The organism is Streptomyces sp. NRRL B-24572 (genome assembly GCF_002156145.1).
Lineage (GTDB): Bacteria > Actinomycetota > Actinomycetes > Streptomycetales > Streptomycetaceae > Streptomyces > Streptomyces vietnamensis.
Genome location: NZ_MWIG01000040.1, coordinates 1 through 24,426, shown reverse-complemented (window position 1 = coordinate 24,426; position 24,426 = coordinate 1). Strand labels below are relative to the sequence as shown.

At 71.3% G+C, this 24,426-nt stretch carries 21 protein-coding genes; 14 read left to right on the top strand and 7 right to left on the bottom strand.

Going from position 1 to position 24,426, the window contains the following annotated elements; all coding sequences use genetic code 11:
* Nucleotides 1–5: 5 nt before the first annotated feature.
* Nucleotides 6–1,163, top strand: coding sequence for an acyl-CoA dehydrogenase family protein (locus CCN56_RS02680; protein ID WP_086823023.1), 1,158 nt, complete (start codon nt 6–8; stop codon nt 1,161–1,163).
* Entirely contained in the window at nt 1,160–2,269 is a 1,110-nt protein-coding gene (locus CCN56_RS02675; RefSeq protein WP_086823020.1) for a CaiB/BaiF CoA-transferase family protein, read from the top strand. Before CCN56_RS02680 ends, CCN56_RS02675 begins: the two co-directional genes overlap by 4 nt.
* Before the next feature lie 77 nt (nt 2,270–2,346).
* Here the strand turns inward: CCN56_RS02675 and CCN56_RS02670 are convergent, their stop codons facing one another.
* Nucleotides 2,347–3,519: a thiolase family protein gene (locus CCN56_RS02670; RefSeq protein WP_086823017.1), complete on the bottom strand. Its 1,173-nt coding sequence runs from the start codon at nt 3,517–3,519 to the stop codon at nt 2,347–2,349.
* Nucleotides 3,520–3,694: 175 nt separating this feature from the next.
* Here CCN56_RS02670 and CCN56_RS02665 point away from each other — a divergent pair, with 175 nt between their 5' ends.
* The 9 genes from CCN56_RS02665 to CCN56_RS02625 all read left to right on the top strand — a co-directional run bounded on the left by CCN56_RS02665 (nt 3,695) and on the right by CCN56_RS02625 (nt 13,358).
* The gene (locus CCN56_RS02665; RefSeq protein ID WP_086823013.1) at nt 3,695–4,852 is read left to right on the top strand and encodes an acyl-CoA dehydrogenase family protein; all 1,158 of its coding nucleotides are present in this window, start codon (nt 3,695–3,697) and stop codon (nt 4,850–4,852) included.
* Between the two features lie 47 nt (nt 4,853–4,899).
* Entirely contained in the window at nt 4,900–5,664 is a 765-nt protein-coding gene (locus CCN56_RS02660) for an SDR family NAD(P)-dependent oxidoreductase (RefSeq protein WP_086823010.1), read from the top strand.
* 33 nt (nt 5,665–5,697) lie between these two features.
* Complete coding sequence (locus CCN56_RS02655) at nt 5,698–6,465, top strand: SDR family oxidoreductase (protein ID WP_086823007.1); 768 nt, start codon at nt 5,698–5,700, stop codon at nt 6,463–6,465.
* A 50-nt stretch (nt 6,466–6,515) separates the two neighbouring features.
* Nucleotides 6,516–8,057, top strand: a complete 1,542-nt coding sequence (locus CCN56_RS02650; protein ID WP_086823004.1) for an AMP-binding protein — start codon at nt 6,516–6,518, stop codon at nt 8,055–8,057.
* A gap of 14 nt (nt 8,058–8,071) precedes the next feature.
* The gene (locus tag CCN56_RS02645; RefSeq protein ID WP_086823001.1) at nt 8,072–8,854 is read left to right on the top strand and encodes an enoyl-CoA hydratase/isomerase family protein; all 783 of its coding nucleotides are present in this window, start codon (nt 8,072–8,074) and stop codon (nt 8,852–8,854) included.
* Between the two features lie 38 nt (nt 8,855–8,892).
* Nucleotides 8,893–10,014, top strand: a complete 1,122-nt coding sequence (locus tag CCN56_RS02640) for an acyl-CoA dehydrogenase family protein (protein ID WP_086822998.1) — start codon at nt 8,893–8,895, stop codon at nt 10,012–10,014.
* Nucleotides 10,011–11,009 carry an acyl-CoA dehydrogenase family protein gene (locus CCN56_RS02635; protein WP_086822995.1) on the top strand — a complete coding sequence of 333 codons (999 nt, stop codon included), beginning with the start codon at nt 10,011–10,013 and terminating at the stop codon, nt 11,007–11,009. The genes CCN56_RS02640 and CCN56_RS02635 overlap by 4 nt, the downstream gene beginning before the upstream one ends.
* Nucleotides 11,010–11,014: 5 nt before the next feature.
* Nucleotides 11,015–12,892, top strand: coding sequence for an alkyl/aryl-sulfatase (locus tag CCN56_RS02630; RefSeq protein WP_086823040.1), 1,878 nt, complete (start codon nt 11,015–11,017; stop codon nt 12,890–12,892).
* Between the two features lie 85 nt (nt 12,893–12,977).
* Nucleotides 12,978–13,358, top strand: a complete 381-nt coding sequence (locus CCN56_RS02625) for a hypothetical protein (protein ID WP_086822992.1) — start codon at nt 12,978–12,980, stop codon at nt 13,356–13,358.
* 88 nt (nt 13,359–13,446) lie between these two features.
* Here CCN56_RS02625 and CCN56_RS02620 read toward each other — a convergent pair whose 3' ends face one another.
* On the bottom strand, nt 13,447–15,315 hold the full coding sequence (locus CCN56_RS02620; RefSeq protein ID WP_086822990.1) for a hypothetical protein: 1,869 nt from the start codon (nt 15,313–15,315) through the stop codon (nt 13,447–13,449).
* Between the two features lie 327 nt (nt 15,316–15,642).
* Between CCN56_RS02620 and CCN56_RS02615 the strand changes: the two genes are divergently transcribed.
* Nucleotides 15,643–16,629, top strand: coding sequence for a triacylglycerol lipase (locus tag CCN56_RS02615; RefSeq protein WP_086822987.1), 987 nt, complete (start codon nt 15,643–15,645; stop codon nt 16,627–16,629).
* A gap of 88 nt (nt 16,630–16,717) precedes the next feature.
* Here CCN56_RS02615 and CCN56_RS02610 read toward each other — a convergent pair whose 3' ends face one another.
* The 5 genes from CCN56_RS02610 to CCN56_RS02590 all read right to left on the bottom strand — a co-directional run bounded on the left by CCN56_RS02610 (nt 16,718) and on the right by CCN56_RS02590 (nt 22,641).
* Nucleotides 16,718–18,409: a class I adenylate-forming enzyme family protein gene (locus CCN56_RS02610; protein WP_086822984.1), complete on the bottom strand. Its 1,692-nt coding sequence runs from the start codon at nt 18,407–18,409 to the stop codon at nt 16,718–16,720.
* A 124-nt stretch (nt 18,410–18,533) separates the two neighbouring features.
* Nucleotides 18,534–19,298: a crotonase/enoyl-CoA hydratase family protein gene (locus CCN56_RS02605; RefSeq protein WP_086822982.1), complete on the bottom strand. Its 765-nt coding sequence runs from the start codon at nt 19,296–19,298 to the stop codon at nt 18,534–18,536.
* 39 nt (nt 19,299–19,337) lie between these two features.
* Nucleotides 19,338–20,261 (bottom strand): acyl-CoA thioesterase II, encoded by a 924-nt coding sequence (locus CCN56_RS02600; RefSeq protein ID WP_086822980.1) that lies wholly within the window; start codon nt 20,259–20,261, stop codon nt 19,338–19,340.
* 12 nt (nt 20,262–20,273) lie between these two features.
* On the bottom strand, nt 20,274–21,440 hold the full coding sequence (locus CCN56_RS02595) for a thiolase family protein (protein ID WP_086822977.1): 1,167 nt from the start codon (nt 21,438–21,440) through the stop codon (nt 20,274–20,276).
* A gap of 43 nt (nt 21,441–21,483) precedes the next feature.
* Nucleotides 21,484–22,641, bottom strand: a complete 1,158-nt coding sequence (locus CCN56_RS02590) for an acyl-CoA dehydrogenase family protein (protein WP_086822974.1) — start codon at nt 22,639–22,641, stop codon at nt 21,484–21,486.
* Between the two features lie 273 nt (nt 22,642–22,914).
* On the opposite strand from CCN56_RS02590, the gene CCN56_RS02585 reads away from it, so the two are divergent.
* Both CCN56_RS02585 and CCN56_RS02580 read left to right on the top strand, forming a co-directional pair.
* Complete coding sequence (locus CCN56_RS02585; RefSeq protein WP_256961683.1) at nt 22,915–23,292, top strand: Zn-ribbon domain-containing OB-fold protein; 378 nt, start codon at nt 22,915–22,917, stop codon at nt 23,290–23,292.
* A gap of 17 nt (nt 23,293–23,309) precedes the next feature.
* A complete protein-coding gene (locus tag CCN56_RS02580; protein ID WP_086822967.1) occupies nt 23,310–24,173 on the top strand; it encodes a 3-hydroxybutyryl-CoA dehydrogenase in 864 nt (287 codons plus the stop codon).
* The last annotated feature ends 253 nt before the right edge of the window (nt 24,174–24,426 follow it).

Sequence of the window (24,426 nt, the reverse complement as noted above, 5' to 3'; positions counted from 1 at the left end):
GACACATGAAGCGCAGCCTCTACACCCAGGAGCACGAGGACTTCAGGGCGATGATCCGGGACTTCATCGCCAAGGAGGTGAAGCCCCACTTCGAGCGGTGGGAGCGGGACAACCTCGTCGACCGCGACCTCTTCCGCAAGCTCGGAGCGCTCGGAGTGATGGGCTTCGACATCCCCGAAGAGCTCGGCGGCGCCGGCGAGACCAGCTACAAGTACCAGGTGATCATCAACGAGGAGTGCGCACGCGCCGCCGTCTCCTTCGGCCACTACGGCGTGTCCACCGGCATCGTCCTGCCGTACCTGCTGGACCTCGCGAGCGACGAGCAGAAGAAGCGCTGGCTCCCGGGCGTCGCCTCCGGCGACATCATGCTGTGCATCGCGATGACCGAGCCGGGCACCGGCTCCGACCTCGCGGGGATCCGCACCACGGCCAGGCTCTCCGAGGACGGCACCCACTACGTCCTCAACGGTTCCAAGACCTTCATCACCGGTGCCCGCAACTCCGAACTGTGCGTCGTCGCGGCCCGTACCGCCCCGGCCACCGCGGAGGACCGCCGCCACGGCCTCAGCCTCCTGGTCGTCCCGACCGACAGCGAGGGCTTCGAGTACGGCCGCAAGCTGGACAAGATCGGGCTGCGCTCCTCCGACACCTCCGAACTCTCCTTCACCGACGTCCGGGTGCCGGTCGAGAACCTGCTCGGCGAGCAGGACAGGGGCTTCTCCTACCTCGGCCGGAACCTGCCCCGCGAGCGGCTCTCCATCGGCGTGGGCGCCGTCGCCACGGCCACGGCCGCGATCGAGTTCGCCCGGGAGTACGTCACGGAGCGCCAGGTCTTCGGCAAGCCGGTGGCCGCGTTCCAGAACACCAAGTTCGTGCTCGCCGAGTGCGCCGCCGAGGTGGAGGCCCTCCAGGCCCTCGTCGACAGGGGCATCGAACTCGACGACACCGGAGAACTGACCGGCGCGGACGCGGCGAAGATCAAGCTCTTCGGCACCGAGGTCGCGGGCCGCGTCATCGACAAGTGTCTCCAGCTGCACGGCGGTTACGGCTACATGCTGGAGTACCCCATCGCCCGCCTCTACGCGGACACCCGGGTCTCCCGCATCTACGGCGGCACCAGCGAGGTCATGAAGACCATCATCGCCAAGGACCTGGGCCTGTGACGGCGGGCCCCGTCGGCCCGCTGGCCGGCATCCGTGTCGTCGAGCTCGGCGGCATCGGCCCCGGTCCCTTCGCCGGCATGCTCCTGGCCGACCAGGGCGCCGAGGTCATCCGCGTCGACCGGCCCGCCGAGGCCGGCACCGCGTCGAAGCACCCGATCCTGCACCGGAGCCGCCGCTCCGTCGCGCTGGACCTGAAGGATCCGGCGGACGTCGAGGCCGTCCTCGCCCTCGTCGACACCGCCGACGCCCTCATCGAGGGGTTCCGCCCGGGCGTGGCCGAGCGCCTGGGGCTCGGGCCGGACGTCTGCCTGGCCCGCAACCCCAAGCTCGTCTACGGCAGGATGACCGGCTGGGGCCAGGACGGCCCGCTCGCCCAGGCCCCCGGCCACGACATCAACTACATCGCCGTCGCGGGCGCGCTCGGTGCGATGGGCGGCGCGGACGAGAATCCGCCCGTCCCGCTGAACCTCGTCGGCGACATGGGCGGCGGCGGCATGCTGCTCGCCCTCGGCATCACCACCGCGCTGGTCAGCGCCGGGCGTACGGGCGAGGGCCAGGTCGTCGACGCCGCCATGACCGACGGCACGGCGGTCCAGCTCGCCCTCGTCCACGGCCTGCTCGCGGTGGGCCGCTGGGAGGACGCGCGCGGGGTCAACCTCTTCGACGGCGGTGCCCCCTTCTACCGCACCTACCGCACCTCCGACGGCGGCCACATGGCCGTCGGCAGCGTCGAGCCGCAGTTCTACGCGTCCCTGCTGCGGATCCTCGGCCTCGCCGGCGACCCACTGTTCGCCGCGCAGCACGACCGGAGCAGCTGGCCCGCCATGCGGGCACGGCTGGAGGAGGTCTTCGCCGGACGGAGCCGCGAAGAGTGGACCACCGCCTTCGACGGCACGGAGTCCTGCGTCACGCCCGTGTACGGCCTGACCGAGGCGGCCGCGCACCCGCACAACCTGGCGCGCGGCACGTACTACACCGAAGGCGGCGTGCTCCAGCCCGCCCCCGCCCCGCGCTTCCAGGGCACCCCGGCGGGCACCCCGCGGCCTGCGCCGGTGGTCGGTGCGCACACCCGGGAGGTCCTGGCGGAGATCGGTCTCGTGCGGTGATGTGAGGGGGCGTGACGAGCGTGCGGAGAGGGGGTGCTGCCGGTGGCAGCACCCCCTCTCCGTGACGTACCGGTGCGTCAGAGGAGTTCGAGGATCGTCGCGTTGGCCATGCCGCCGGCCTCGCACATGGCCTGGAGGCCGTAACGGATGCCGTTGTCCCGCATGTGGTGGACCAGCGTCGTCATCAGGCGCGCGCCGGATCCGCCGAGCGGGTGGCCGATCGCCATCGCCCCGCCGAGCGGGTTCATCAGCGCGTAGTCCGCGCCGGTCTCCCGCAGCCAGGCCAGGGTGACCGGGGCGAACGCCTCGTTGATCTCGAAGGCGCCGATGTCGCCGATCGACAGTCCCGCGCGCTTGAGGGCCTTGGCGGTGGCAGGGGCCGGTCCCAGGGCCATGGTGACCGGGTCGACGCCGGCGAGGACGGCGGTGTGGACGCGGACGATCGGGGTCCAGCCGTTGCGACGGGCGATCTCGCTCGTGGTGATGAGCAGCGCGGCGGCGCCGTCGGAGATCTGCGAGGAGTTGGCGGCGCTCACCACGCCGTCCTCCTTGAACGGGGTCTTCAGCGTCGCGAGCTTCTCCAGGGTCGACCCGCGTCGCACCCCCTCGTCGGTGTCGAAGACGCGCACAGTGCCGTCCGGGCCGGTGACGGTGACCGGGACGATCTGGGCGGTGAAGCGGCCCTCGTCGACGGCCCGGGCGGCCCGCTCGTGCGAGTCCAGGGCGTGCTGGTCGAGCTGTTCACGGGTGAACCCGTACCGCTCGGCGATCAGTTCGGCGCCGACGCCCTGGTCGAAGGTGCCGCCGCCGGGGAAGTAGCGGTCGAGCACGAGCGGTCCGTACGCCCTTCCGGCGCCCGGGACGTCTCGGGCCGATCCCATCGGGACCCGGCTCATCGACTCGACGCCTCCGGCCACGGCGATGTCGTACTGGCCGGCGGTGACCAGCCCCGCGGCGAAGTGCACCGACTGCTGCGAGGAGCCGCAGGCGCGGGAGACGGAGACGCCGGGCACGGACTCGGGCCAGCCGGCCGCGAGTGCCGCGAAGCGTCCGACGACGCCCGACTGCTCGCCGACCTGGGAGACGGTGCCCCAGACGACGTCGTCGACGGAGGCCGGGTCGAGACCGTTGCGCTCGACGAGAGCGGTCAGGACATGGGCGGAGAGATCGACGGCATGGATGCCGGAGAGGGCGCCTCCCCGCTTTCCGACGGGGGTTCGCACGGCGTCCACGATCACTGCGTCACGCATGGGCTGCTCCTGGAAGAGGGGTGGAGGGCGCCCGTGCCTGGGCGCGAGTTGCTTCAAGTTATTTCAGGCTAACCTTGATGTCCAGAGTTGAGTTGGGGTCACGATCCCCTTGACATGGGAGTAGGGGAGCGCAAAAGTGAAAACTGGCTAACCCAAGAGCAAGAGAGAGGCAGCCATGCCGCGCACGGTTTTCAACGAGGAGCACGAGGCGTTCCGGCAGATGGTCCGGGACTTCCTCGCCAAGGAAGCGGTTCCGCACCTGCAGGACTGGGTCGAGGCCAAGGCCGTCTCCCGCGACTTCTACCGCAAGCTCGGCGCGCTCGGCCTGCTCGGCATGGAGGTGCCGGAGGAGTACGGGGGCGGCGCCCAGACCGGACACCACTTCGGTGCCGTTCTCGCGGAGGAGGTCGCCCGCGCCGGGGCCACCATCGGCACCGCGATGACGCACTCCAACATCATCCTGCCGTACCTCCTGCACTTCGGGACCGAGGAGCAGAAGCGGCGCTGGGTCCCCGGCTGCGTCTCCGGCGACCTCATGCTCTCCATCGCGATGACCGAGCCCGGTACCGGATCCGACCTCGCCGGCATCCAGACGAAGGCCGTCCTCTCCGAGGACGGCACCCACTACGTCCTCAACGGCGCCAAGACCTTCATCACCGGCGGCACGCAGTGCGACCTGGTCCTGGTGGTCTGCCGCACGTCCCCCGCCCCCGCGGACAACCGCCGCAAGGGCCTGTCGATCCTGGTCGTCGAGACCAAGAGCGAGGGCTTCGCGGTCGGCCGCAGCCTGGACAAGATCGGCCTGCACGCCTCCGACACTGCCGAGCTCTCCTTCACCGACGTGAAGGTGCCGGCGGAGAACCTGCTTGGCGAGCAGGACCAGGGCTTCTTCTACCTCGGCCGTAACCTCGCCCGCGAGCGCCTCGTGATCGCCGTCCAGGCGGCGGCCGCCGCCGAGGCCGCGGTGGCCTTCGCCAAGGACTACACCCGGGACCGCCAGGTCTTCGGCAAGCCCGTGGCCTCCTTCCAGAACACCAAGTTCGCGCTCGCCGAGTGCGCCACCGAGGTCGAGGCCGCCAAGCTCATGGCGTACGAGGCCCTGGAGCGCGACGCGCGGGGCGAGCTGTCCGCCGACTACGCGGCCATGGCGAAGCTGCTGTGCACCGAGACCGCGAGCCGCGTCATCGACAAGTGCCTCCAGCTGCACGGCGGTTACGGCTACATGCTGGAGTACCCGATCGCCCGCCTGTACGCGGACACCCGCGTCATGCGCATCTACGGCGGCACCAGCGAGGTCATGAAGACCATCATCGCCAAGTCCATCGGCCTCTGAGCAGCTCCCCCGAACCCGACGTCGATTTCGAGAACGGAAACATCACCATGCAGATCAACGGAGTCTCCGCCGTCATCACCGGTGGCGCGTCGGGCCTCGGCCTCGCCACCGCCGCGCGCCTCGTCGACCAGGGCGCGCACGTCGTCCTGCTCGACCTGCCCACCTCCGCCGGCGAGCAGCGGGCCAAGGAGCTCGGCGACCGCGCCGCCTTCGTCGCCGGCGACGTCCGCAGCGCCGACGACGCGGCCCGCGCGGTGGAGACCGCCGCCGCCATGGCACCCCTGCGCATCACGGTCAACTGCGCCGGCCTCGGCAAGGGCGGCCGGACCGTCGGCCGCGACGGCACGCCCTACGCCCTGGAGGACTTCGAGTTCGTCGTCGGCGTCAACCTGATCGGGACCTTCAACGTGCTGCGCCTCGCCGCCGCCGAGATGGCGAGGACCGACGAGGTCGACGGCGAGCGCGGCGTCATCATCAACACCGCCTCCGCCGCCGCCTTCGAGGGCCAGATCGGTCAGTGCGCCTACTCCGCTTCCAAGGGCGGCATCGTCGGCATGACCCTGCCGATCGCCCGGGACCTCGCGGCGGCGAAGATCCGCGTCGTCACCATCGCCCCGGGTCTCTTCTCCACTCCGCTGCTCAACAAGAAGCCGCAGGAGTTCCTCGACGCGCTCGGCGCCCAGGTCCCGCACCCCTCCCGGCTCGGCGACCCCGCCGAGTACGCCCACCTGGCGACTTCGATCATCGAGAACCCCATGCTCAACGGCGAGACGATCCGCCTCGACGGCGCCATCCGCATGGCCCCGAAGTAGACCGTCCCCCTCCACCTGCCCCAGGGAGCAACCGTGCCCACCACCCACCCCGCCCCGAAGGTCGCCATCGTCACCGGCGCCGCCCGCGGCATCGGCGCGGCGATCGCCGCCCGCCTCGCCCGGGACGGCTTCGCCGTCGCGGTCCTCGACCTCGACGAGGCCGCCTGCGCCAAGACCGTCGAGACCGTCGAGAAGGAGGGCGGACGCGCCCTCGCCGTCGGCTGCGACGTCTCGGACTCCGAGCAGGTCGAGGCGGGTGTCGCCCGCGTCGCGGCCGAACTCGGCGCCCCCACCGTCCTGGTGAACAACGCCGGCATCATCCGGGACAACCTCGTCTTCAAGATGACCGACCGGGACTTCGACTCGGTCATCGGCGTCCATCTGCGCGGCGCCTTCCTGATGGCGCGTGCCGTGCAGCGCCACCAGACCGCCGTCGGCTGGGGCCGAACCGTCAACCTGTCCTCGTCCGCCGCCCTCGGCAACCGTGGCCAGTCGAACTACTCGTCCGCCAAGGCCGGCCTGATGGGCCTCACCAAGACCCTGGCGATCGAGCTCGGCCCCTTCGGCGTGACCGTCAACTGCGTGGCCCCCGGCTTCATCGCCACCGAGATGACCGAGGCCACCGCCGAGCGCATGGGCATCACCTTCGAGGAGTTCACCGAGCGCTACGCCAAGACCATCCCGGTGCGCCGGGGCGGTCGCCCCGAGGACATCGCGCAGGCGGTCTCGTTCTTCGTCCGCGAGGAGGCCGGGTTCGTCAACGGCCAGATCCTCTACGTCGCCGGCGGCCCGAAGGGCTAGTACCGCCATCCCCCTGCCCTTGCCAACGACGACGATGGAGGGACCCCTTCATGGGCCTGCACCTGCCCGACGCCATCCGCCTGCACGCAGCCGAGCGTGGCACCTCCGCCGCGCTGACCTGCGAGGGGAGCACCGTCGGCTACGCCGAACTCGACTCCCGCAGCAACCGGATCGCCCGTGCGCTGCTCGCCGGGACCGCCGCCGGGTCCCGGATCGGCTTCCTCGCCCGCACCCGTAACGAGGCGGGCGAGATCCTGGTCGGCGCGGCCAAGGCCGGACTGGTCACCGTGCCCCTCAACTGGCGCCTGGCAGTGGGCGAGCTGACCGCCGTGGCCCAGGACGCCGAGCTGACGTTCCTGCTGGTGGAACCCGAGTTCCGTGCCGCGGCCGACGCCGTGCGCGCGGCCCTTCCCGGGCTGCGGCTGATCGTCATCGGCCCCTCCGAGGAGCCGGACGTGCCCGCGTACGAGACCTGGCTGGCCGCCCACCCCGACGACGACCCCGGCCGGGGCACCGGCTCGGACGCCGACGAGGTGTTCCTGCAGATCTACACCTCCGGCACCACCGGCGTCCCCAAGGGCGTCCTGCTCACCCACGGCAACTTCTACGCCGACACGACGGAGCTGGAGGAGTACCTCTGGGAGCCCGGGTCGGTCGCGCTCAACGCCCTGCCGATGTTCCACATCGGAGGGCTCGGCTGGCTGCGCGTGGCGCTCACCGCCGGCGCCACCAGCCTGATGTTCCCGGACTTCACCCCCGACGCGGCGGCCGAGACCATCGAGCGCGAGGGCGTCACCCACGCCTTCCTCGTTCCCTCGGTCCTGCACCTGCTCACCGAGCTGCCCGGCATCGAGAAGCGCGACTTCTCCCGCCTCACCCTCATCACATACGGCTCCGCGCCCATCACCCCCGTACTGCTGCGCCGCTCGATGGCCCTCTTCGGCTGCCACTTCATGGGCAAGTACGGACTCACCGAGGGCGGCGGCACGGTCACCCAGCTCCCGCCGGAGGACCACCGGCCGGACGGCCCCGAGCAGCACCTGCTCACCTCGGTCGGTAGGCCCCGCCGCGGAGTCGACGTCGTGATCGCCGACCCCGAGACCGGCAGGCCGGTTCCGGCCGGGACCGTCGGCGAGATCCGCGTCCGCTCCCGCCACAACACGCCCGGCTACTGGAACCGGCCCGAGGAGACCCGGGCGCTGTACGACTCCGAGGGCCTGCTGTGCACCGGGGACGGCGGCTATCTCGACGCGGACGGCTACCTCTTCCTCACCGACCGCATCAAGGACATGATCGTCAGCGGCGGCGAGAACGTGTACCCCACCGAGGTCGAGTCCGTGCTCGCCGAGCATCCGGCGGTGTCCGAGGTCGCGGTCGTCGGCCTTCCCGACCCGGTGTGGGGCGAGGCCGTCACCGCCGTCGTGGTCCTGCGCACCGGCGCCGGTCACCCCACCGAGCAGGAGCTCGTCGTCTTCGCCCGGGACCGGATCGCCTCGTACAAGAAGCCCCGCCGGGTCCACTTCGTCGACGCGCTGCCCCGCAACCCCAACGGCAAGGTCCTCAAGCGCGAGCTTCGCGCCCGAATGCACTAGAGAAAGGGACGGCGATGGCCGATCTCGAGTACACGGTCCGCGACGGGATCGCGACCATCCTCCTCAACCGCCCCGAGCGCAAGAACGCCTTCACCATCGACATGGTGCACGCCTGGGCCGACGCCCTGACGGACGCCCAGATCGACCCCGCCGTACGCGTCATCGTCGTCACCGGCGCCGGCGACTCGTTCTGCTCCGGCGTCGACCTCTCCGCCTTCAAGGGGGAGGAACGGGCGCCCCTGGGGGAGAAGGAGCTGCTGACGCAGAACGTGCACCGCGTCGCGCTCGCCCTGGAAGACGTCGACAAGCCGGTCATCGCGGCCGTCACCGGTCCCGCCGTCGGCGCCGGGATGGACATGGCGCTCCTGTGCGACCTGCGCTTCGCCGGACGCGGAGCCCGCTTCTCCGAGGGCTACATCAAGGTCGGCCTCGTCCCGGGCGACGGCGGCTGCTGGCTCCTGCCCCGAGCCGTCGGCACCTCCACCGCGCTGCGGATGCTGTGGACCGGCGACTTCGTCGGCGCCGAAGAGGCCCTGCGCATCGGCCTGGTGGACGAGGTGCACGAGGACGAGGACCTGATGGGCGCGGTGTACGCCTACGCCGCCCGGCTCGCCGAACGGCCGCCGGTCGCGATCCGCACCATCAAGCGCGCCGTCCGTCAGGGCGCACGCCACGACCTGCGGACCGCGCTCGACCTGATCTCCTCCCACATGGCCGTGATCACCTCCACCCAGGACTCGCAGGAGGCGTACGCGGCCTTCCAGGAGAAGCGTCCCGGCGTCTTCACCGGCCGCTGACCCCGCTGCCCACCGCCTCGTACGCCCGAAAGGCCACCATGGACCACACCCCGGGAACGGACCCCTGCGCCGCACTGCGCGCACAGGTCCGCGAGCTGACCGCCGCATGGCGGGACGCCGGACGCTACACCCCCCGCAGCGACTCCTGGCTGCGCTCCTTCGACCTGGACTTCAGCAAGGAGCTCGCCGCCCGCGGGCTCATCGCCATGACGTATCCGCAGGAGTTCGGCGGCGCCGGGCGCACCAACGTCGAACGACTGGCCGTCACCGAGGAGTTGCTCCGCGCGGGCGCCCCGGTCGCCGCGCACTGGATCGGCGACCGGCAGATCGGCCCCGCCGTCCTGCGCCACGGCACGCGCGCGCTCCAAGAGGAGATCGTGCCGAGGATCGCCTCCGGCGAGGCCGTGTTCTGCCTGGGCATGAGCGAGCCGGAGGCGGGCTCTGACCTGGCCTCGGTGAGGACCACGGCGGAGCGGGTCGAGGGCGGCTGGCTGGTCAACGGCCACAAGATCTGGACCACCCAGGCCCACCACGCCACCCACGCCTATCTGCTGGCGCGCACCTCACGCGAGGAGCGCAAGCACGACGGGCTCAGCGAGTTCGTCCTCGACATGGACGCCGAGGGCGTGTCGGTCACCCCGATCGTGGACCTCGCGGGCGAGCACCACTTCAACGAGGTGCGGTTCGAGAACGTCCTCGTCCCCGCCCACCGCCTCATCGGTGAGGCCGGGAAGGGCTGGAAGCAGGTCGTCGAGCAGCTCTCCTTCGAGCGCGGCGGCGCCGAGCGCGCGCTGTCCAGCTACCCCGTGTTCGTGGAGCTGATCGCCGCGGCCGCCCGGGACGGGGACGACCGCGAGCTGCACGCGCTGCTCGGTTCCCTCGTCGCCCGCCTCGCGGTGCTCCGCCGGCTCTGCTTCGAGGTCGCCGGCGCGATGGACGCGGGCCGGGCCCCGGTCCAGCAGGCCGCGGCCCTGAAGTTCCTCGGCAACGCCTTCGAGCACGACGTCATCGAGGCGCTGCGCCGTACCGATCTGTGCCAGGAACCCGCCTTCGACTCCGCCTTCGGCCAGGCGCTCCTCGCCTCCCCGGCCTTCAGCCTGCGCGGCGGCGCGGCCGAGGTCCTGCTCTCCCTCATCGCCCGCCAGGAGGCCCGCTCATGAGCCAGTTCGCCGACGAACTGCGCAGCCTGGTCGACGACCTGGCCGCGTCCGGCAGGTCCGACCTGTGGAACAGCCTGGTCGAGCTCGGCCTGCACCGGGTCGGCATCGACGAGGAGGAGGGCGGATCAGGCGGCTCCCTCGACGATCTGCTCGTGGTGGTCGAGTCCCTCGCCGGACACGGCATCGGCGTACCGATCGTCGAGGCGTCCACCGCGGACTGGATCATCGGCCACGCGGGGAGTCTCACCGACGGCCTCGCGACCGTCGTGCTGCTCGACGAGGCGCCTGCGATCGAGTCCGGCACGCTCACCGCCGAGCTGACCGCCGTGCCGTGGGCCCGCGACGCCGCCCGCCTGGTGGTGTGCGCGCCCGGCGCGGAACCGCTCGTCGTCGACCTGGCCCACGCCTCGGTCACCGTGCGGCACGTGGACAACATCGCCGGGGAGCCTCGCGACACCGTCCTCCTCGCGGGCACGCCCGTCACCGCCGTCGCGGGCGCGCCGGAGCACGCCGTGGTCCGCGAGCGCCTCGCCCTGCTGTGGTCGGCCGCCGTGCTCGGCGCCGCGCACGGGGCGTACCGGCTCACCAGGTCGTACGTCTCCGAACGCGAACAGTTCGGGGCACCCCTGCTCAGGATTCCGGCCGTCGCGGGCAACCTCGCCCGGATGCGCGTCCAGCTGGTCCAGGCGGACGCCGCCCTCGCGCTGGCCCGCGAGTCCGGCCCGGACAGCGGCGCCGTCGAGATCGTACGGATCACCACGGCCGCCACGGCCACCGAGATCGCCCAGATCGCGCACCAGCTGCACGGCGCCATGGGCATCACCGAGGAGTACCCACTGCACCGTCTCACCCGCCGCCTGTGGTCCTGGCGCGACGCCGTCGCGTCCGAGCGCCGCTGGGCCGAGAGCCTCGGCCGCCGCGCCGCGGAGGCCGGCGAGAACGGCGTGTGGACCCACATCACCGCCACCGCTTCCACCACCGACCGTGAGGGATGACCACCATGCCCGACCAGCCCGACCTGCCCGAACTCGACTGGGACGACACGACCGACCAGGCCAACGCGATCCGTGGCCTGATCGACAGGCTGGAGCCCTGCGTCGTGCGCAACGAAGCGGGCCGGGTCGTCTGGGACAACGACCGCTGGGACTTCCTGAACAAGGACGAGTGCCCCGACACCGTGCACCCGAGCCTGTGGCGACAGAGCCGGCTCAACACGGCCCAGGGCCTCTTCGAGGTCGCGCCCGGGATCTACCAGGTCCGCGGCCTCGACGTCTCCAACATGACGATCATCGAGGGCGAGACCGGCGTGGTCGTCGTCGACCCGCTGACGTCCAAGGAGGTCGCCGCCGCCGGCCTCGGGCTGTACGCCCGCAACCGCGGTGAGCGTCCGGTGAAGGCCGTGATCTACACGCACAGCCACGGCGACCACTTCGGCGGCGTCCTCGGCGTCACCACCCACGCGGCGGTCGCGGCGGGCGAGTGCGCCGTCATCGCCCCCGACGGGTTCATGGACCACGCCGTCAGCGAGAACGTCTTCGCGGGACCGGCGATGCTGCGCCGTGCCGTCTACATGTACGGCCGCTCGCTGCCGGTCGGCCCGGAGGCTTCGGTCGGATTCGGCCTCGGACAGGCCCTGTCCACCGGCACCGTCGGCCTGATCGCTCCGACACGGACCATCACGGAGACGGGTCAGGAACTGGTCCTGGACGGTGTGCGGCTGGTCTTCCAGCTGACCCCGGACACCGAGGCCCCCTCGGAGATGAACTTCTCCCTGCCGGACCACCGCGTCCTGCTCATCGCCGAGAACGTCAACCACTCGCTGCACAACGTCCTCACCCTGCGCGGCGCCCAGGTCCGCGACGCCCACGCCTGGGCGTCGTACATCACCGAATCGATCCGGCTCTTCGACGGGACCGAGATCCTCATCGGCTCCCACAACTGGCCGACGTGGGGCCGCGACGAGGTGACGCGCATGCTCACCCAGCAGCGCGACGCCTACGCGTACCTCCACGACCAGACCGTCCGGCTGATGAACCGGGGCCTGACGGGTCCCGAGATCGCCGAGGAGATCCAGGCCTTCCCCGGCGAGCTGGGCAGGGCCTGGAACGTGCGTGGCTACTACGGCTCCATCAGCCACAACGTCAAGGCCGTCTACCAGCGCTACATGGGCTGGTACGACGGCAACCCGGCGCACCTGTGGCAGCATCCGCCGGTCGAGCAGGCCAGGCGGTACGTCGCCGCCATCGGCGGAGCGGACGCCACCGTCGCCTCGGCCCGCGAGGCCTTCGAGGCCGACGACCTGCGCTGGGCCGCCGAACTTCTCAATCACGTGCTGTTCGCCGAGCCCGGGCACACCGAGGCGCGGGAACTGCAGGCGGAGACGTACGAACGGCTGGGCTTCGGCCAGGAGAACGGCACCTGGCGCAACATCTACCTCACCGGAGCCAAGGAGCTGCGGGAGGCCGGTCAGGACAGGCGCCGGACCGGGGCCCCGGGCAAGGACAGCGTCGACATGCTGGCCGCCCTCTCCACCGGGCAGATCTTCGAGTCGATGGCGGTCCGTCTCGACGGTCCGCGGGCGGCCGCCCACCGTCTGCTGCTGCGCTGGGAGTTCACCGACACCGACGAGGTGTGGACGCTCCTGGTCGGCAACGGGGTGCTCACCCCGATGCGGGGCGACGCACCCGGCGCGGAGGCTCCGCAGCTGACCCTCCGCCTGAAACGGTCCACGCTGGACCTGATCCTGGCCCAGCACAGCACCTTCCCGGAGTCGATCGGTTCCGGCGCCGTCACGGTGGAGGGCGATGTCACCGTGCTCGCCACCTTCCACGGCCTGCTGGAGAAGCCGGCGCGCAACTTCCCGATCGTGCTGCCCTAAGCGCACCACCGCACCACCGCACCATCCGGCCGGGGTCCGCGCCAAGCGGGCCCCGGCCCTTCTCATGCTTGTGAAGGACGAACGAATGAACGTGACGACCACCACCACGACCACGAAGCAGACCGACGACCGACTGGCCCACCTGGTGGAGAAGGCCGCGGAGGCGTGCAAGGAGGTCGAGCGGATGGCGCGCCGGCTCGACGCCGGACTCCCGCGTCTGCTTGAAGCCCGCCGCCAGGGTCTGCCGGTCGCGATGCTGCCGGGCAGCGAGATGACGGCGGTCGGCTATGAGTTCGGCTCGGCGCTCAGGACGGTCTACGCGAGCCTGGCCGTGCTGCGCAGGGAGCTGTACCGGTCGGCGATCGACGACGACGGACTGACGCTCACCGAGATGGCCCGTCTTTCCGGCAACTCCCGCCAGCGGGTGGCCCGCCAGGTCCAGAGGGCGCGCGAAGAGGCTTCCTGAGCGGGCACACGAAGGCGCCCCCGTCACCGGTCACCGGTGACGGGGGCGCCTTCGTGTCGCGTGCTGTCGCGTTCGGCGGGGGTTCCGGTCAGAAGCCCATGCCGAGGCCCACGCCGCCCAGGACGGCCTTGGCGGCGTCCGGGGAGATGTAGTTGGTCAGCGGGGAGCGCATGGCACCCGGGGTGAGCTTGTCCAGAGACCAGCCACCGCGGTCCTTGTCGGTCGCCTTGAGGTTGTAGCTGCCGGCCATGCCCGCCCACAGGAAGCCCTTGTCCTCGAACGGGAGGAAGACGCGGACACCGTGCTGCGTGCGGTTGCCGAAGCCGTTGAGGGTCTCGGCGACGGCCGGCTTGTCGGGGTCGTCCATGCGGTAGACGTCGCCGCCGCCCATGGTCTTGAACAGCGCCGGACCGACGACCTTCTCCAGGGCGGTCGCGGTCGCGTCCGAAGTGCCGTACGAGTACTGGGTGGTGAACGCGGCCGGGGTCATCAGACCCGTGGCGTCGGCGGTCGACATGTACAGCTTGTCCTGGAAGGTGGTGAAGGTCCAGGAGTACATGTTGGCCGGGTTGCCGAAGCCGGACGGGCCGAACTTCGGAGTCTGGCCGAGCTTGTTGGGCTTGTTGGACCAGGTCTTCGACGCGGGGTCGTAGACCGGCAGGGTCGACTCTCCGTAGAGCAGCGTGACCTTCTGCTTCGAGGTGCCCGGGTCGGAGATCTTGAAGATCGTCGCGGCGCGGTTGGCCTTGGCGACGTCACGCAGGCGGGTGGCTTCGTCGGTGGGCTCGCCGTACTCGTTCCACAGCGAGGTGACCGAGGTCATGCCGGCGTAGTTGTAGCTGCCGACGTACAGGTCGCCGCGCCACTCCTTGATGCCGCCCCACACGATGGACTTGCCGACGACCGGGTCCGGGTCGTAGTCGTCCCACGAGAAGAGCGACTTCCAGTTGGCGGCGTCGGCGGTGGTGAGACCGCCCTCGCCGATCTCCGGGCTCATCCAGATCTTGGACGGGCCGCCGTACGATGCGGACTTCTTGGACGGCAGGACGCCCATCCAGCCGGAGACGGCAAGGTGGTTGCCGACGACCGTGATGTATCCGGCGTCGTTCGGCAGGTCGCCGACCTTCTCGAACTGGAACGGGTCCTCCAGGCTGCCGGTCCACTTCAGGATCGAGCCGCCGAGACCCGAGGCGCCACCGGTGGAGTTGGCCGTGCGGCCCGCCAGGTAGAGGTGGCCGTCGGGGCCCTGGACACCGCCGCGGCCCGTGACCAGGTCGGTGCGCAGCTGCGAGCCCAGGTAGCGGCCGGTCCTGCCCTCGAAGGCGAAGAGGGACACGCCCTGGCGAGTGTCGAGGGCGGTGGGCTGCTTGAGGCCCATCATGAAGACGATGTCGCCGTTGGCGGCGGCGCCACGCAGGCCCGTGGTGTTCTGGAACAGCGGGTCGTCCTTCGGCGAGATGTCCTCGACCTTCTGGCTGTCCGCGTTCACGCGCAGCACCTGCGGCGTGCGCGAGTCGCCGATGCGCGGGCCGAACGTCGCGGCGCCCGAGCTCTGGCTGTATTCGCAGGAGTTGACGCCCGGGACCTCGTGCGCGGCGGGCACATCGGTGGTGAAGGTGGAGATGCCACCGCAGAGCACGTTGGCCAGCGTGCCGAAGTATCCGTAGTCGCCGGAGCGGGCGGCGGCCCAGACGTAGCCGCCGTCGATCTTCTGCTGGTAGCCGGTCGGGCAGGTGCCGTCCGGGTTCGGCGCGGTGTGCAGCCCGATGCCGGCGTAGCACTCGTTGACCTGGGCGTGGGCCGTCTCCGTCACATCGAGGATCGGCCCGGGAAGCGGGGCGGCGGCGGAGGCCGGGGCGGTGCCGGCCACGGAACCGAGTACGGCCGTCATGGCGGTGGCGACGGCCAGCCCGATGCGGCGTCCGCCACGGGCCTCGATGCGTATGCCAACAGTCATGGGAACGGAGCTCCTTCTCTCGCGGTCCGCGTGCGCGGATCCGTGGGAGAAGCGTGTGGCCGCAACCGGCGGGTGCGGCAAGGGGAAAGCGAGATCGTCCGGGCTGTGCCGCCCGGCGCCTTCGGAAAGGCACCGATGTGACGCTTCACAGGAATGCGGCCGGGGGCGCCGGCGGCCGCCGCGAAGCCTTGTCCGGCGTCCCCGGCCCGGCCAAGGTGAACCACCAACCCCCCTTTCATCGCCCGCGCGGTGGGTTGTGCCTCCCCGACCCGTGTCATCGAGGGGGCATCCGTGTGCGCGGAAGTCGTTCCGGTTAAGGAGTCGTCCTTGAACAGATGGTGGAGCACCCCCGGCCGGCGCGGGAGGGCCCGTACGGCCGTCGCCGCGCTCGTGGTCGCGTTCGTCGCCGCACTGGCCGGCCCGGCCCCGGCCGCCTCGGCCGCCGCCGAGCCGCCCCTGAACACCCCCGTCGCCACGCTGGACGCCGCCTTGCGCTGCCCCGGCACCTTCACCCACCCCGAGCACGAGCCGGTGCTGCTGGTCCACGGCACCACGTCCACCTACGAGGAGAGCTGGGGCTGGAACTACGCCCCGGCCCTGCGCGACGCGGGCTATGACGTCTGCGGCGTCGAGCTGCCCAACAGGTCCATGAGCGACATCCAGGACGCGGCCGAGTACATCGTCCACGCCGTCGACAGGATCTACGCCGCCACCGGCCGCAAGGCGGACGTCATCGGCCACAGCCAGGGCAACATGGAGATGCGCTGGGCCGTGAAGTGGTGGCCGCACCTGCAGAGCCGCGTCGACGACCTGGTCCTCCTGGCCAATCCCGGCCACGGGGTCACCGGCGGCAACCTCTTCTGCATCGGCTGGTGCGCACCGGCGCTGCACCCGTTCAACGTCGGGTCCGACTTCGTCGCCGCCCTCAACCGGGACGACGAGACCCCCGGCGACATCTCGTACACCAACATCTACAGCCTCACCGACGAGGCGATCACGCCCTTCACGACCGCCCCGTTGGACGGTGCCAAGAACGTCCTGATCCAAGACGTCTGCCCCGGCCGGGTCGTCGCCCACTTCAGCATGCTGTACGACGCAGTCACCTACAAGCTGGTCGTGGACGCGCTGTCGCACGCCGGGTCGGCCGTCCCCGGCCGGCTGCCGTTCGGCAAGTGCCTGGACGTGAACCTTCCCGGGGTCTGGCCGCACGAGGCCGTGGAGGGCACGGCGGTCACCGCCGCGAACTTCACCGCGGAGATCCTCAACGCGACGAAGGTCCCGGCGGAGCCCCCGCTGCGGCCCTACGCCCAGTAGCGCCGGGACACAGAAAGGCGGGGCCGGGCAGAGGAACCCTCTGCCCGACCCCGCCGGAATTCCCGTTTCGCAGCCGGTCCGCCCTGCCTCAGGAGTCGGCCGCCCGCTTGCGCAGCTCCGTCTTGAGGATCTTCCCCGTCGCCGAGAGCGGCAGCTCTTCCACGATCACCACGTTCCGGATCCGTTGGTACGGGGCGACCCGCTCGGCGACGTAAGCGATCAGGTCGTCGGCCGTGGCCGACGCGCCGGCCTCGGCCTTCAGCGAGACGAAGGCCACCGGGATCTCCCCGTGTTCCGGGTGGGGCCGGCCCACGACCGACGCCTGGGCGACCGCCGGGTGCTCGCGCAGGAGGTTCTCCAACGGGCCGGGGTACACGTTGTACCCCTTGTAGATGAGCATGTCCTTGGCACGGCCCACGAGCGACAGCCATCCGTCCGGGTCGAGGGTGCCCAGGTCGCCGGTGCGCAGCCAGCCGTCCACGTACTGCTCCGCGGTGAGTTCGGGGTGGCCGAGGTAGCCGTCGGTGACCTGGGGGCCCCTGACCCACAGCTCGCCCCGCCCGCCGGCCGGCACGGGGGTGACCCCGTCCGGCTCCCGGATCTCGACCTCGGTGTCGAAGAGCACCAGGCCCGTGCTGCCCGCCGGGCGCGGCATCGAGCGGTCCAGCGGGCTGATCGCGACGCCCATCGTCGCCTCCGTCAGGCCGTAGCCGTCGCTGACCACGGCGTTCGGGAAGACCTCGGCGAGTTCGGCGGCCGCGGCCGGGTTGATCGGCGCGGAGCCGCTGCTGACCAGCCGTACGCACGAGAGGTCGCGCTCCCGCAGGTCGGGTACGGCGAGGATCGCGTGGCACAGGGCGGGGGAGCCGGTGACGGCGTGGACGCCCAGTCGCTCGATGGTGTCCAGGTACCGCACCGCGTCGAAGCGGCCGAACACGACGACGGTGAGTCCGGAGGCCACGAAGACGCTCTGGCTGACCATGCCCATGCCGTGGAAGAGCGGGGCGACGGAGATGCCGGTCGCGGCACCGACCGGGATGTGGTGTGGGGTCTGCGCCTCGGTCACGTGGCGCAGTGTGACGCGGCCCTCCGCGTCCGCGTGCGGGAGGGCGGCGCTGCGCCAGCACGCCACCTGGAGCACGTTCTTGAAGAGGTTGCGGTGCAGGACCCGCACGGCCTTGGGCACTCCCGTCGTGCCACCGGTGAAGGCGAGGTGCGCGACGGCGTCCCCGTCCACCACCGTCGCCGGCGCCGCCTCCGCCTTCATGAGGTCGTCGAACGCGACGGCGGCGACGGGGAACGCGGCCGGCGCCCGGTCACCGGCCGGGGCCGCCGCCGTGGCCGGTGCGAGACAGACGAGCCGTACGGTCTCGGAGTTCTCCAGGGCCTCGGACATCAGGCCGGCGACGGAGGGGTGGGTGAAGACCGCGACCGTGCCCGAGTCGTCGAGTTGGCGGCGCAGCGCGAGGGGCGGCTGCGTCGGGTTGACCGGAACCACGGCGGCGCCGGCGAGCAGGATGCCGTAGTACGCGACCGTGAACCAGATCGAGTTGGGCATGTGCACGGCGACGGCCTCACCCGGGACGATGCCCTGCTCGCGCAGCCCCTGGGCCACGCGCAGGGCCCGCTCGTGCAGTTCGGCGAAGGTGAGCCGCTCGTCGCCGTCGATCAGCGCCGCACGGCCGGGATAGGCGTGGGCGGCCCCGGCGAGCAGGTCGGCGACCGTGCCGTCGGGGTAGTCGAGGGTGCGGGGCAGCCCCTGCGGCCAGAGGGTGGTCATGGCGGAACTCCTTTGTCCGGTCATGCCCGAGCGTTGCCTCGGGATGGTAGCTGTGGTTCACCCCGGTGCCGTGGCGCTCGACGACGCGGCGCACCGGAGGCGGGAGGGAACGGCGGAGAAGCCGTCAGCGGCCGCCCCAGACGGGGGTGCGCTTCTCGGCGAACGCCCGCGCGCCCTCCTTGGCGTCGTCCGACGCGAACACCGGGTCGCAGGCGGCCCGGTTGCGCACCCAGACCTCGTCGGCCGGCCAGTCGGCCGAGTCCACGACGATCCCCTTGCTGGCGCGCACGGCCAGCGGGCCGTTGCCGGCGATCTCCTTCGCGAGGGCCAGGGCACCGGCGAGCGCCTCGCCCTGCCCGGTCAGCTCGTTGACCAGGCCGAGCTCGTGGCCGCGCTCCGCCCCGAGGAACGCGCCCGTCAGCGCGTACTGCATGGCGATGTTGTACGGGATCTTCCGCGGCAGGCGTACCAGGCCGCCGCCCGCCGCGATGAGGCCCCGCCGGGTCTCCGGGAGGCCGAACTTCGCCGTCCTGGCGGCGACGATCAGGTCGCAGGCGAGGGCGAGCTCGGTGCCGCCGCCGAGGGCGTACCCCTCGACCGCGGCGATCAGCGGCTTGGCGGGCGGCGTCTCCGTGATTCCGCAGAAGCCCCGGCCGGGAACGCCGGAGCGCTCGCCGGCGGCCAGGGCCTTCAGGTCGGCGCCGGCACAGAAGGTGCCGCCGGCACCGGTGATGACCCCGACGACGAGGTCGTCGCGGGCGTCGAGCTCGTCGACGGCCTCGGCGACGGCGTCCGCCACCGCCCGGTTGACGGCGTTGCGGGCCTCGGGACGGTTGATCGTCACGACGGCGACGCCGTCCTCGAACGAGGTGAGGACCAGGTCGGACATGAGGTGTTCCTCCGATGGGCGTAGAAAGGGAGAGGGGGGTCAGCGGCGGCGCGCCGCCCGCGACGGCCGCACCACGGTCTCCTGCACCACATGGGCGATCAGGCTGCCGTCGATGCTCCAGACGTCGGCGAAGGCGAGGCCGCGGCCGTCCACCGAGGTGGGGCTGCGCTGGGCGAACAGCATCCACTCGTCGGCCCGGAAGGGCCGGTGGAACCAGACGGAGTGGTCGAGGGAGGTGAGGAAGACCGACGACGGCTCGTCGCGCAGCATCCGGGGCAGTTGGTGGGACAGCGCCGCGGCCGGCGCGAGGAAGAGATCGGAGGCGTACGCCAGGGCACGGGCCTGCAGCCTGGGGTCGTCGGGCAGCCGCTCGCTCGCGCGTATCCAGAGCTTCTGCTCCGTCAGGCCGGGCGTGGTCGGCTCGGGAGGCCCGGGGACGTACCGCATGTCCAGGACACGGCAGAACTCCGCACGCGCGAAGTCCGCCGGGTTGTTCCTCGCCCAGGTCTCGTACATGTCGGGTAGGTCGGGGGGCGCGGGGGTCCGGGGCATCGCGGGTTGTCGGTCGTCCGCGGTCTCCGGCCGCTTGAACGACGCCGTGAGGGTGAAGACCAGCTCACCGCCCTGGACGGCTGTGACGCGGCGGGACAGGTAGGAGGAGCCGTCCCGGACCCGCTCCACGGTGTAGACGAGCGGGCGTGCGGTGTCGCCCGGGCGCAGGAAGTGGCCGTGCAGCGAGTGCGCGGTCCGGTCCTCGGGGACGGTCTGCCCGGCGGCCGCGAGCGCCTGGGCCGCCACCTGGCCGCCGAAGGCGCGCGAGGGCATGCCGTCGTGACACCGGCCGCGGAACAGGTCGCGCTCCAGCCGTTCCACGTCCAGGAGGGCGACGAAGTCCCCGCTGTGCGCCTGGGCCCCGCCCAGGCCCTGTTCGGTCGCGGTCGCGGTCTCGGGCCGTACGGGCATCGGGGTGCGTCCTCACAGGAGTTCGAGGATGGTGGCGTTGGCCATGCCGCCGCCCTCGCACATGGACTGCAGGCCGTAGCGGATGCCGTTGTCGCGCATGTGGTGGACGAGGGTGGTCATGAGGCGGGCGCCGGATCCGCCGATGGGGTGGCCGAGTGCCATCGCGCCGCCGAGCGGGTTCATCCGCGTGTAGTCCGCGCCGGTCTCGCGGAGCCAGGCGAGAGTGACGGAAGCGAACGCCTCGTTGATCTCGAAGGCGCCGATGTCCTCGATCGACAGTCCGGCCTTCCTGAGCGCCTTGGCGGTGGCCGGGATGGGGCCCTTGAGCATGGTGACGGGATCCGTGCCGGTGACCACGGCCGTGTGGATCCGGGCCATCGGCGTCCACCCCTGGGACGCGGCGAACTCGCTGGTGGTGACGAGCAGGGCGGCGGTGCCGTCGGAGACCTGCGAGGCGTTGCCCGCGGTGATCGTCCCGTCCGCCGTGAAGGCCGGCCTGAGGCCGGCGAGCGTCTCGATGGTGGAGCCGCGGCGTACGCCCTCGTCGGTGTCGAAGACGCGGGCGGTGCCGTCCTCGTCGGTGACCGTGATCGGGGTGATCTGGCCCTTGAACCGTCCCTCGTCGACGGCCCGCGCGGCCCGCGCGTGGGAGTCCAGTCCGTGCTGGTCCATCTCGGTCCGCGTGAGGCCGTATTCGTCGGCGATCAGCTGGGCGCCCGTGCCCTGGTTGAAGCGGATGCCGTCGTAGCGGGCGAAGACGTCGGGGCCGAAGGGCTCGCCGAAGCTGCCGTCGCCCCGGGTGGTGCCCAGCGGTAGCCGGCTCATGATCTCCACACCGCCGGCGACGGCGACGTCGTACTGGCCGGAGATCACCCCGGCCGCGGCCTGGTGCACGGCCTGCTGCGACGAGCCGCACTGCCGGTCGACGGTGACGCCGGGTACGGACTCGGGCCAGCCGGCCGCCAGCACGGCGGCGCGGGCGATGCAGCCGGCCTGCATGCCGACCGCGGAGGCACAGCCCCAGACCACGTCGTCGACGAGTGCCGGGTCGAGGCTGTTGCGCTCGGCCAGCGCCTTGAGCACGTGCGCGGAGAGCGAGGCGGAATGGAGCCGCGAGAGCGAGCCGCCGCGCTTGCCCACGGCGGTACGGACGGCATCGACGATCACTGCGTCACGCATGGGGTCCTCCTGGAGGGAAGTGGGGTGAGGGGAAGGGGCGGGCTCAGAGCCCGAGGTCCTTGGCGATGATCGTCTTCATGACCTCGCTGGTCCCGGCGTAGATCCGGTTCACCCGGGTGTCCGCGTACAGGCGGGCGATGGGGTACTCCAGCATGTAGCCGTAACCGCCGTGCATCTGCAGGCACTTGTCGATGACGCGCCCCGCGACCTCGGTGCAGAAGAGCTTGGCCCGGGCGGCGTCCGCAGCTGTCAGTACGCCTGCCGCATGTTCCGTGAGGGCGCGGTCGACGAGCGCCTGGGCGGCGGCGACCTCCGTCGCGCACTCGGCGAGGACGAACTTGGCGTTCTGGAACGCGGCGACCGGCTTGCCGAAGACCTGGCGCTCGCGCACGTACGCGGTCGCGAAGCCGATCGCCCCGGCCGCGTTGGCGTAGGCGTTGATCGCCGCCCCGAGTCGCTCCACCGCGAGGTTGTGGGTGAGGTACGTGAAGGCCGCGCCCTCCTCGCCGAGCAGGTTCTCGACGGGGACGCGGACGCCCGCGAAGGAGAGCTCGGCGGTGTCCTGCGCGCGCAGGCCGATCTTGTCGAGTCTGCGCCCCACGGCGAAACCCTCGGAGCTCGTGTCCACGCACAGGATCGAGAGGCCGCCCCGACGGTCGGCGGGGTCGTAAGCGGCGGTCCGGCAGACCACCAGGACGAGATCCGCCTGGGCGCCGCCGGTGATGAACGTCTTGGCGCCGTCGAGGACGTAGTGGGTGCCGTCCTCGGAGATCCGGGCGCGGGTGGCGATGCCCGCGAGGTCGGAGCCGGTCCCGGGCTCGGTCATGGCGATGGCGGTCATGACCTCGCCGGAGAGGAAGCCGGGCAGCCAGCGTCGCTTCTGCTCCTCGTTCCCGAACTCCAGCAGGTACGGCAGGACGAGGCAGGTGTGCACCGATTCGGCGCCGAGCCCGACGCCGGCGCGCCCGCACTCCTCCCGGAGCACGGCCTGGTAGGTGAAGTCGGTGATGCCCGCCCCGCCGTACTCCTCCGGCACGTTGATGCCGAGGACGCCCAGGGCGCCGAGCCTGCGGTAGAGCTCGCGGGGTACGTGGCCCTGCCGCTCCCAGTCCGCGTAGTGGGGGACGACCTCCTCGGCGATGAACGCCCGGAGGGTCGCCCGGAAAGCCTCGTGGTCTTTGGTGAACACGGTACGGCGCACGGTCCGCCCATCCTTCCTGGCACGTCCGGCAGACTCACCGGACGCCCATAAGTTAATCTGCATTAACCTTGGAGTCTAGATCTGGCGCGCCATGATGCCTTGATTTACCGCACTCGGTGGCCACATGGGTGATGCAGCGCTTGCCGCTTCCTTTCATCGGATCCCGGTACCCTCCGGGATCCGGAGCCGGATCCGGGAGGCGGCAGTGAGCCCCTCGACGAGAGGTGACCCGGTTCCCTGGAGTGCGGTGGCTACAGCAGTGGAGAGCGAGGGGTGAGCGTGGATCTCGTGGCGGGGGAACTCGTCTATCAGCGCTGCCGGTGGTGCGGAACGGCCTCCTTCCGGAGGCTGCTGTGCCCGGCGTGCGCGTCGAGCGACCTCGACTCCCACCGGAGTGACGGCCGGGGCGTCGTGGTCCGGTCGACGGTGGTGAGCCGCTACCGAAGGGCGATGCGCAGCGAGTCGGTCGTGCGGTTCCCGGAGGGCTTCACGCTCCGCTGCCGGGTCGTCGGTGCCCCGCCGCATCTCGTGCGCGAGGGGACCCGGGTGCGTCCGGTGACCGGGACGGACCCCGCCGCCGGCGAGCTCGTCTTCGAGGTGTTCGGGGTGTGCGACACCGACGACCGTGAACGGTGGCGCCGCCAACAGTGAGAGAGGACATCCGTCGGATGCGTGAATTCAGTCGAGTCGGGGTCGTGGGCTGCGGCCTCATGGGCTCCGGGATAGCCGAGGTCTGCGCGCGCGCCGGCCTCGACGTCATGGTCGCCGAACGCGGCGCCGAAGCCCTCGCGGCCGGGCGGTCCCGGCTGACCGCCTCGCTCGACCGGGGGCTCCGGGGCGGCAAGCTGACCGAGGAGGAACGCGAGGCGACGCTTCGCCGGCTTTCGTTCACCTCCGACCTCGACGGCTTCGCCGACCGCGATCTGGTCGTCGAGGCGGTTGCCGAACGGCGCGACGTCAAGGCGTCCGTCTTCGAGCGGCTCGACCGCGTCCTGGCCGGTCGCGAGGCGGTCATCGCCTCCAACACCTCGTCGATCCCGATCATCGACCTGGCCGCGGTCACCGGACAGCCGCGGCGTGTCGTCGGCGTTCACTTCTTCAACCCCGTACCGGTGCAGCGGCTGGTCGAGGTCATCCCCACCCAGCTCACCGCCCCGGAGGTCACCGCGGACGTGACGGCCTTCATCGAGCGCACGCTCGGCAAGACCGTCGTCCTGGCCCGCGACAGGGCGGGCTTCGTGGTCAACGCCCTGCTCGTCCCGTACCTCGTCTCCGCCGTGCGGATGCTCGAGTCCGGGGTGGCCTCGGCCGAGGACATCGATGCCGGCATGGTGCTCGGCTGTGCCCACCCCATGGGGCCGCTCCGGCTTCTCGACCTCATCGGCCTCGACACGGCGCTGTCGATCGCCGAATCGATGTACGAGGAGTTCAAGGAGCCGCTGTACGCCCCGCCGCCGCTGCTGCGGCGCATGGTGGCGGCCGGCGCCGTCGGTCGGAAGGCTGGGTGCGGCTTCTATGTCTACACGGACTGATGTCTCTGGACAGTCGCGTTAGTGTGAATTAACTTATCTCGCGATGGAGCCGGATTTCAAAGGTGTCATACCTCTTGGGCGAGTAGTTACCGTTCACTTCGGCGGATCCTGCCGATCGTGTGACCGACCGCCCTCCGACATCACCCTGCCTGCGCAATGACAGCGAGGACCCCGCACATGACCGACATCCTGGAACGCCGCACCCTCTTCATCGGCGGCCGGTGGGCCGAGCCCGCGGGCCGGGAGACCATCG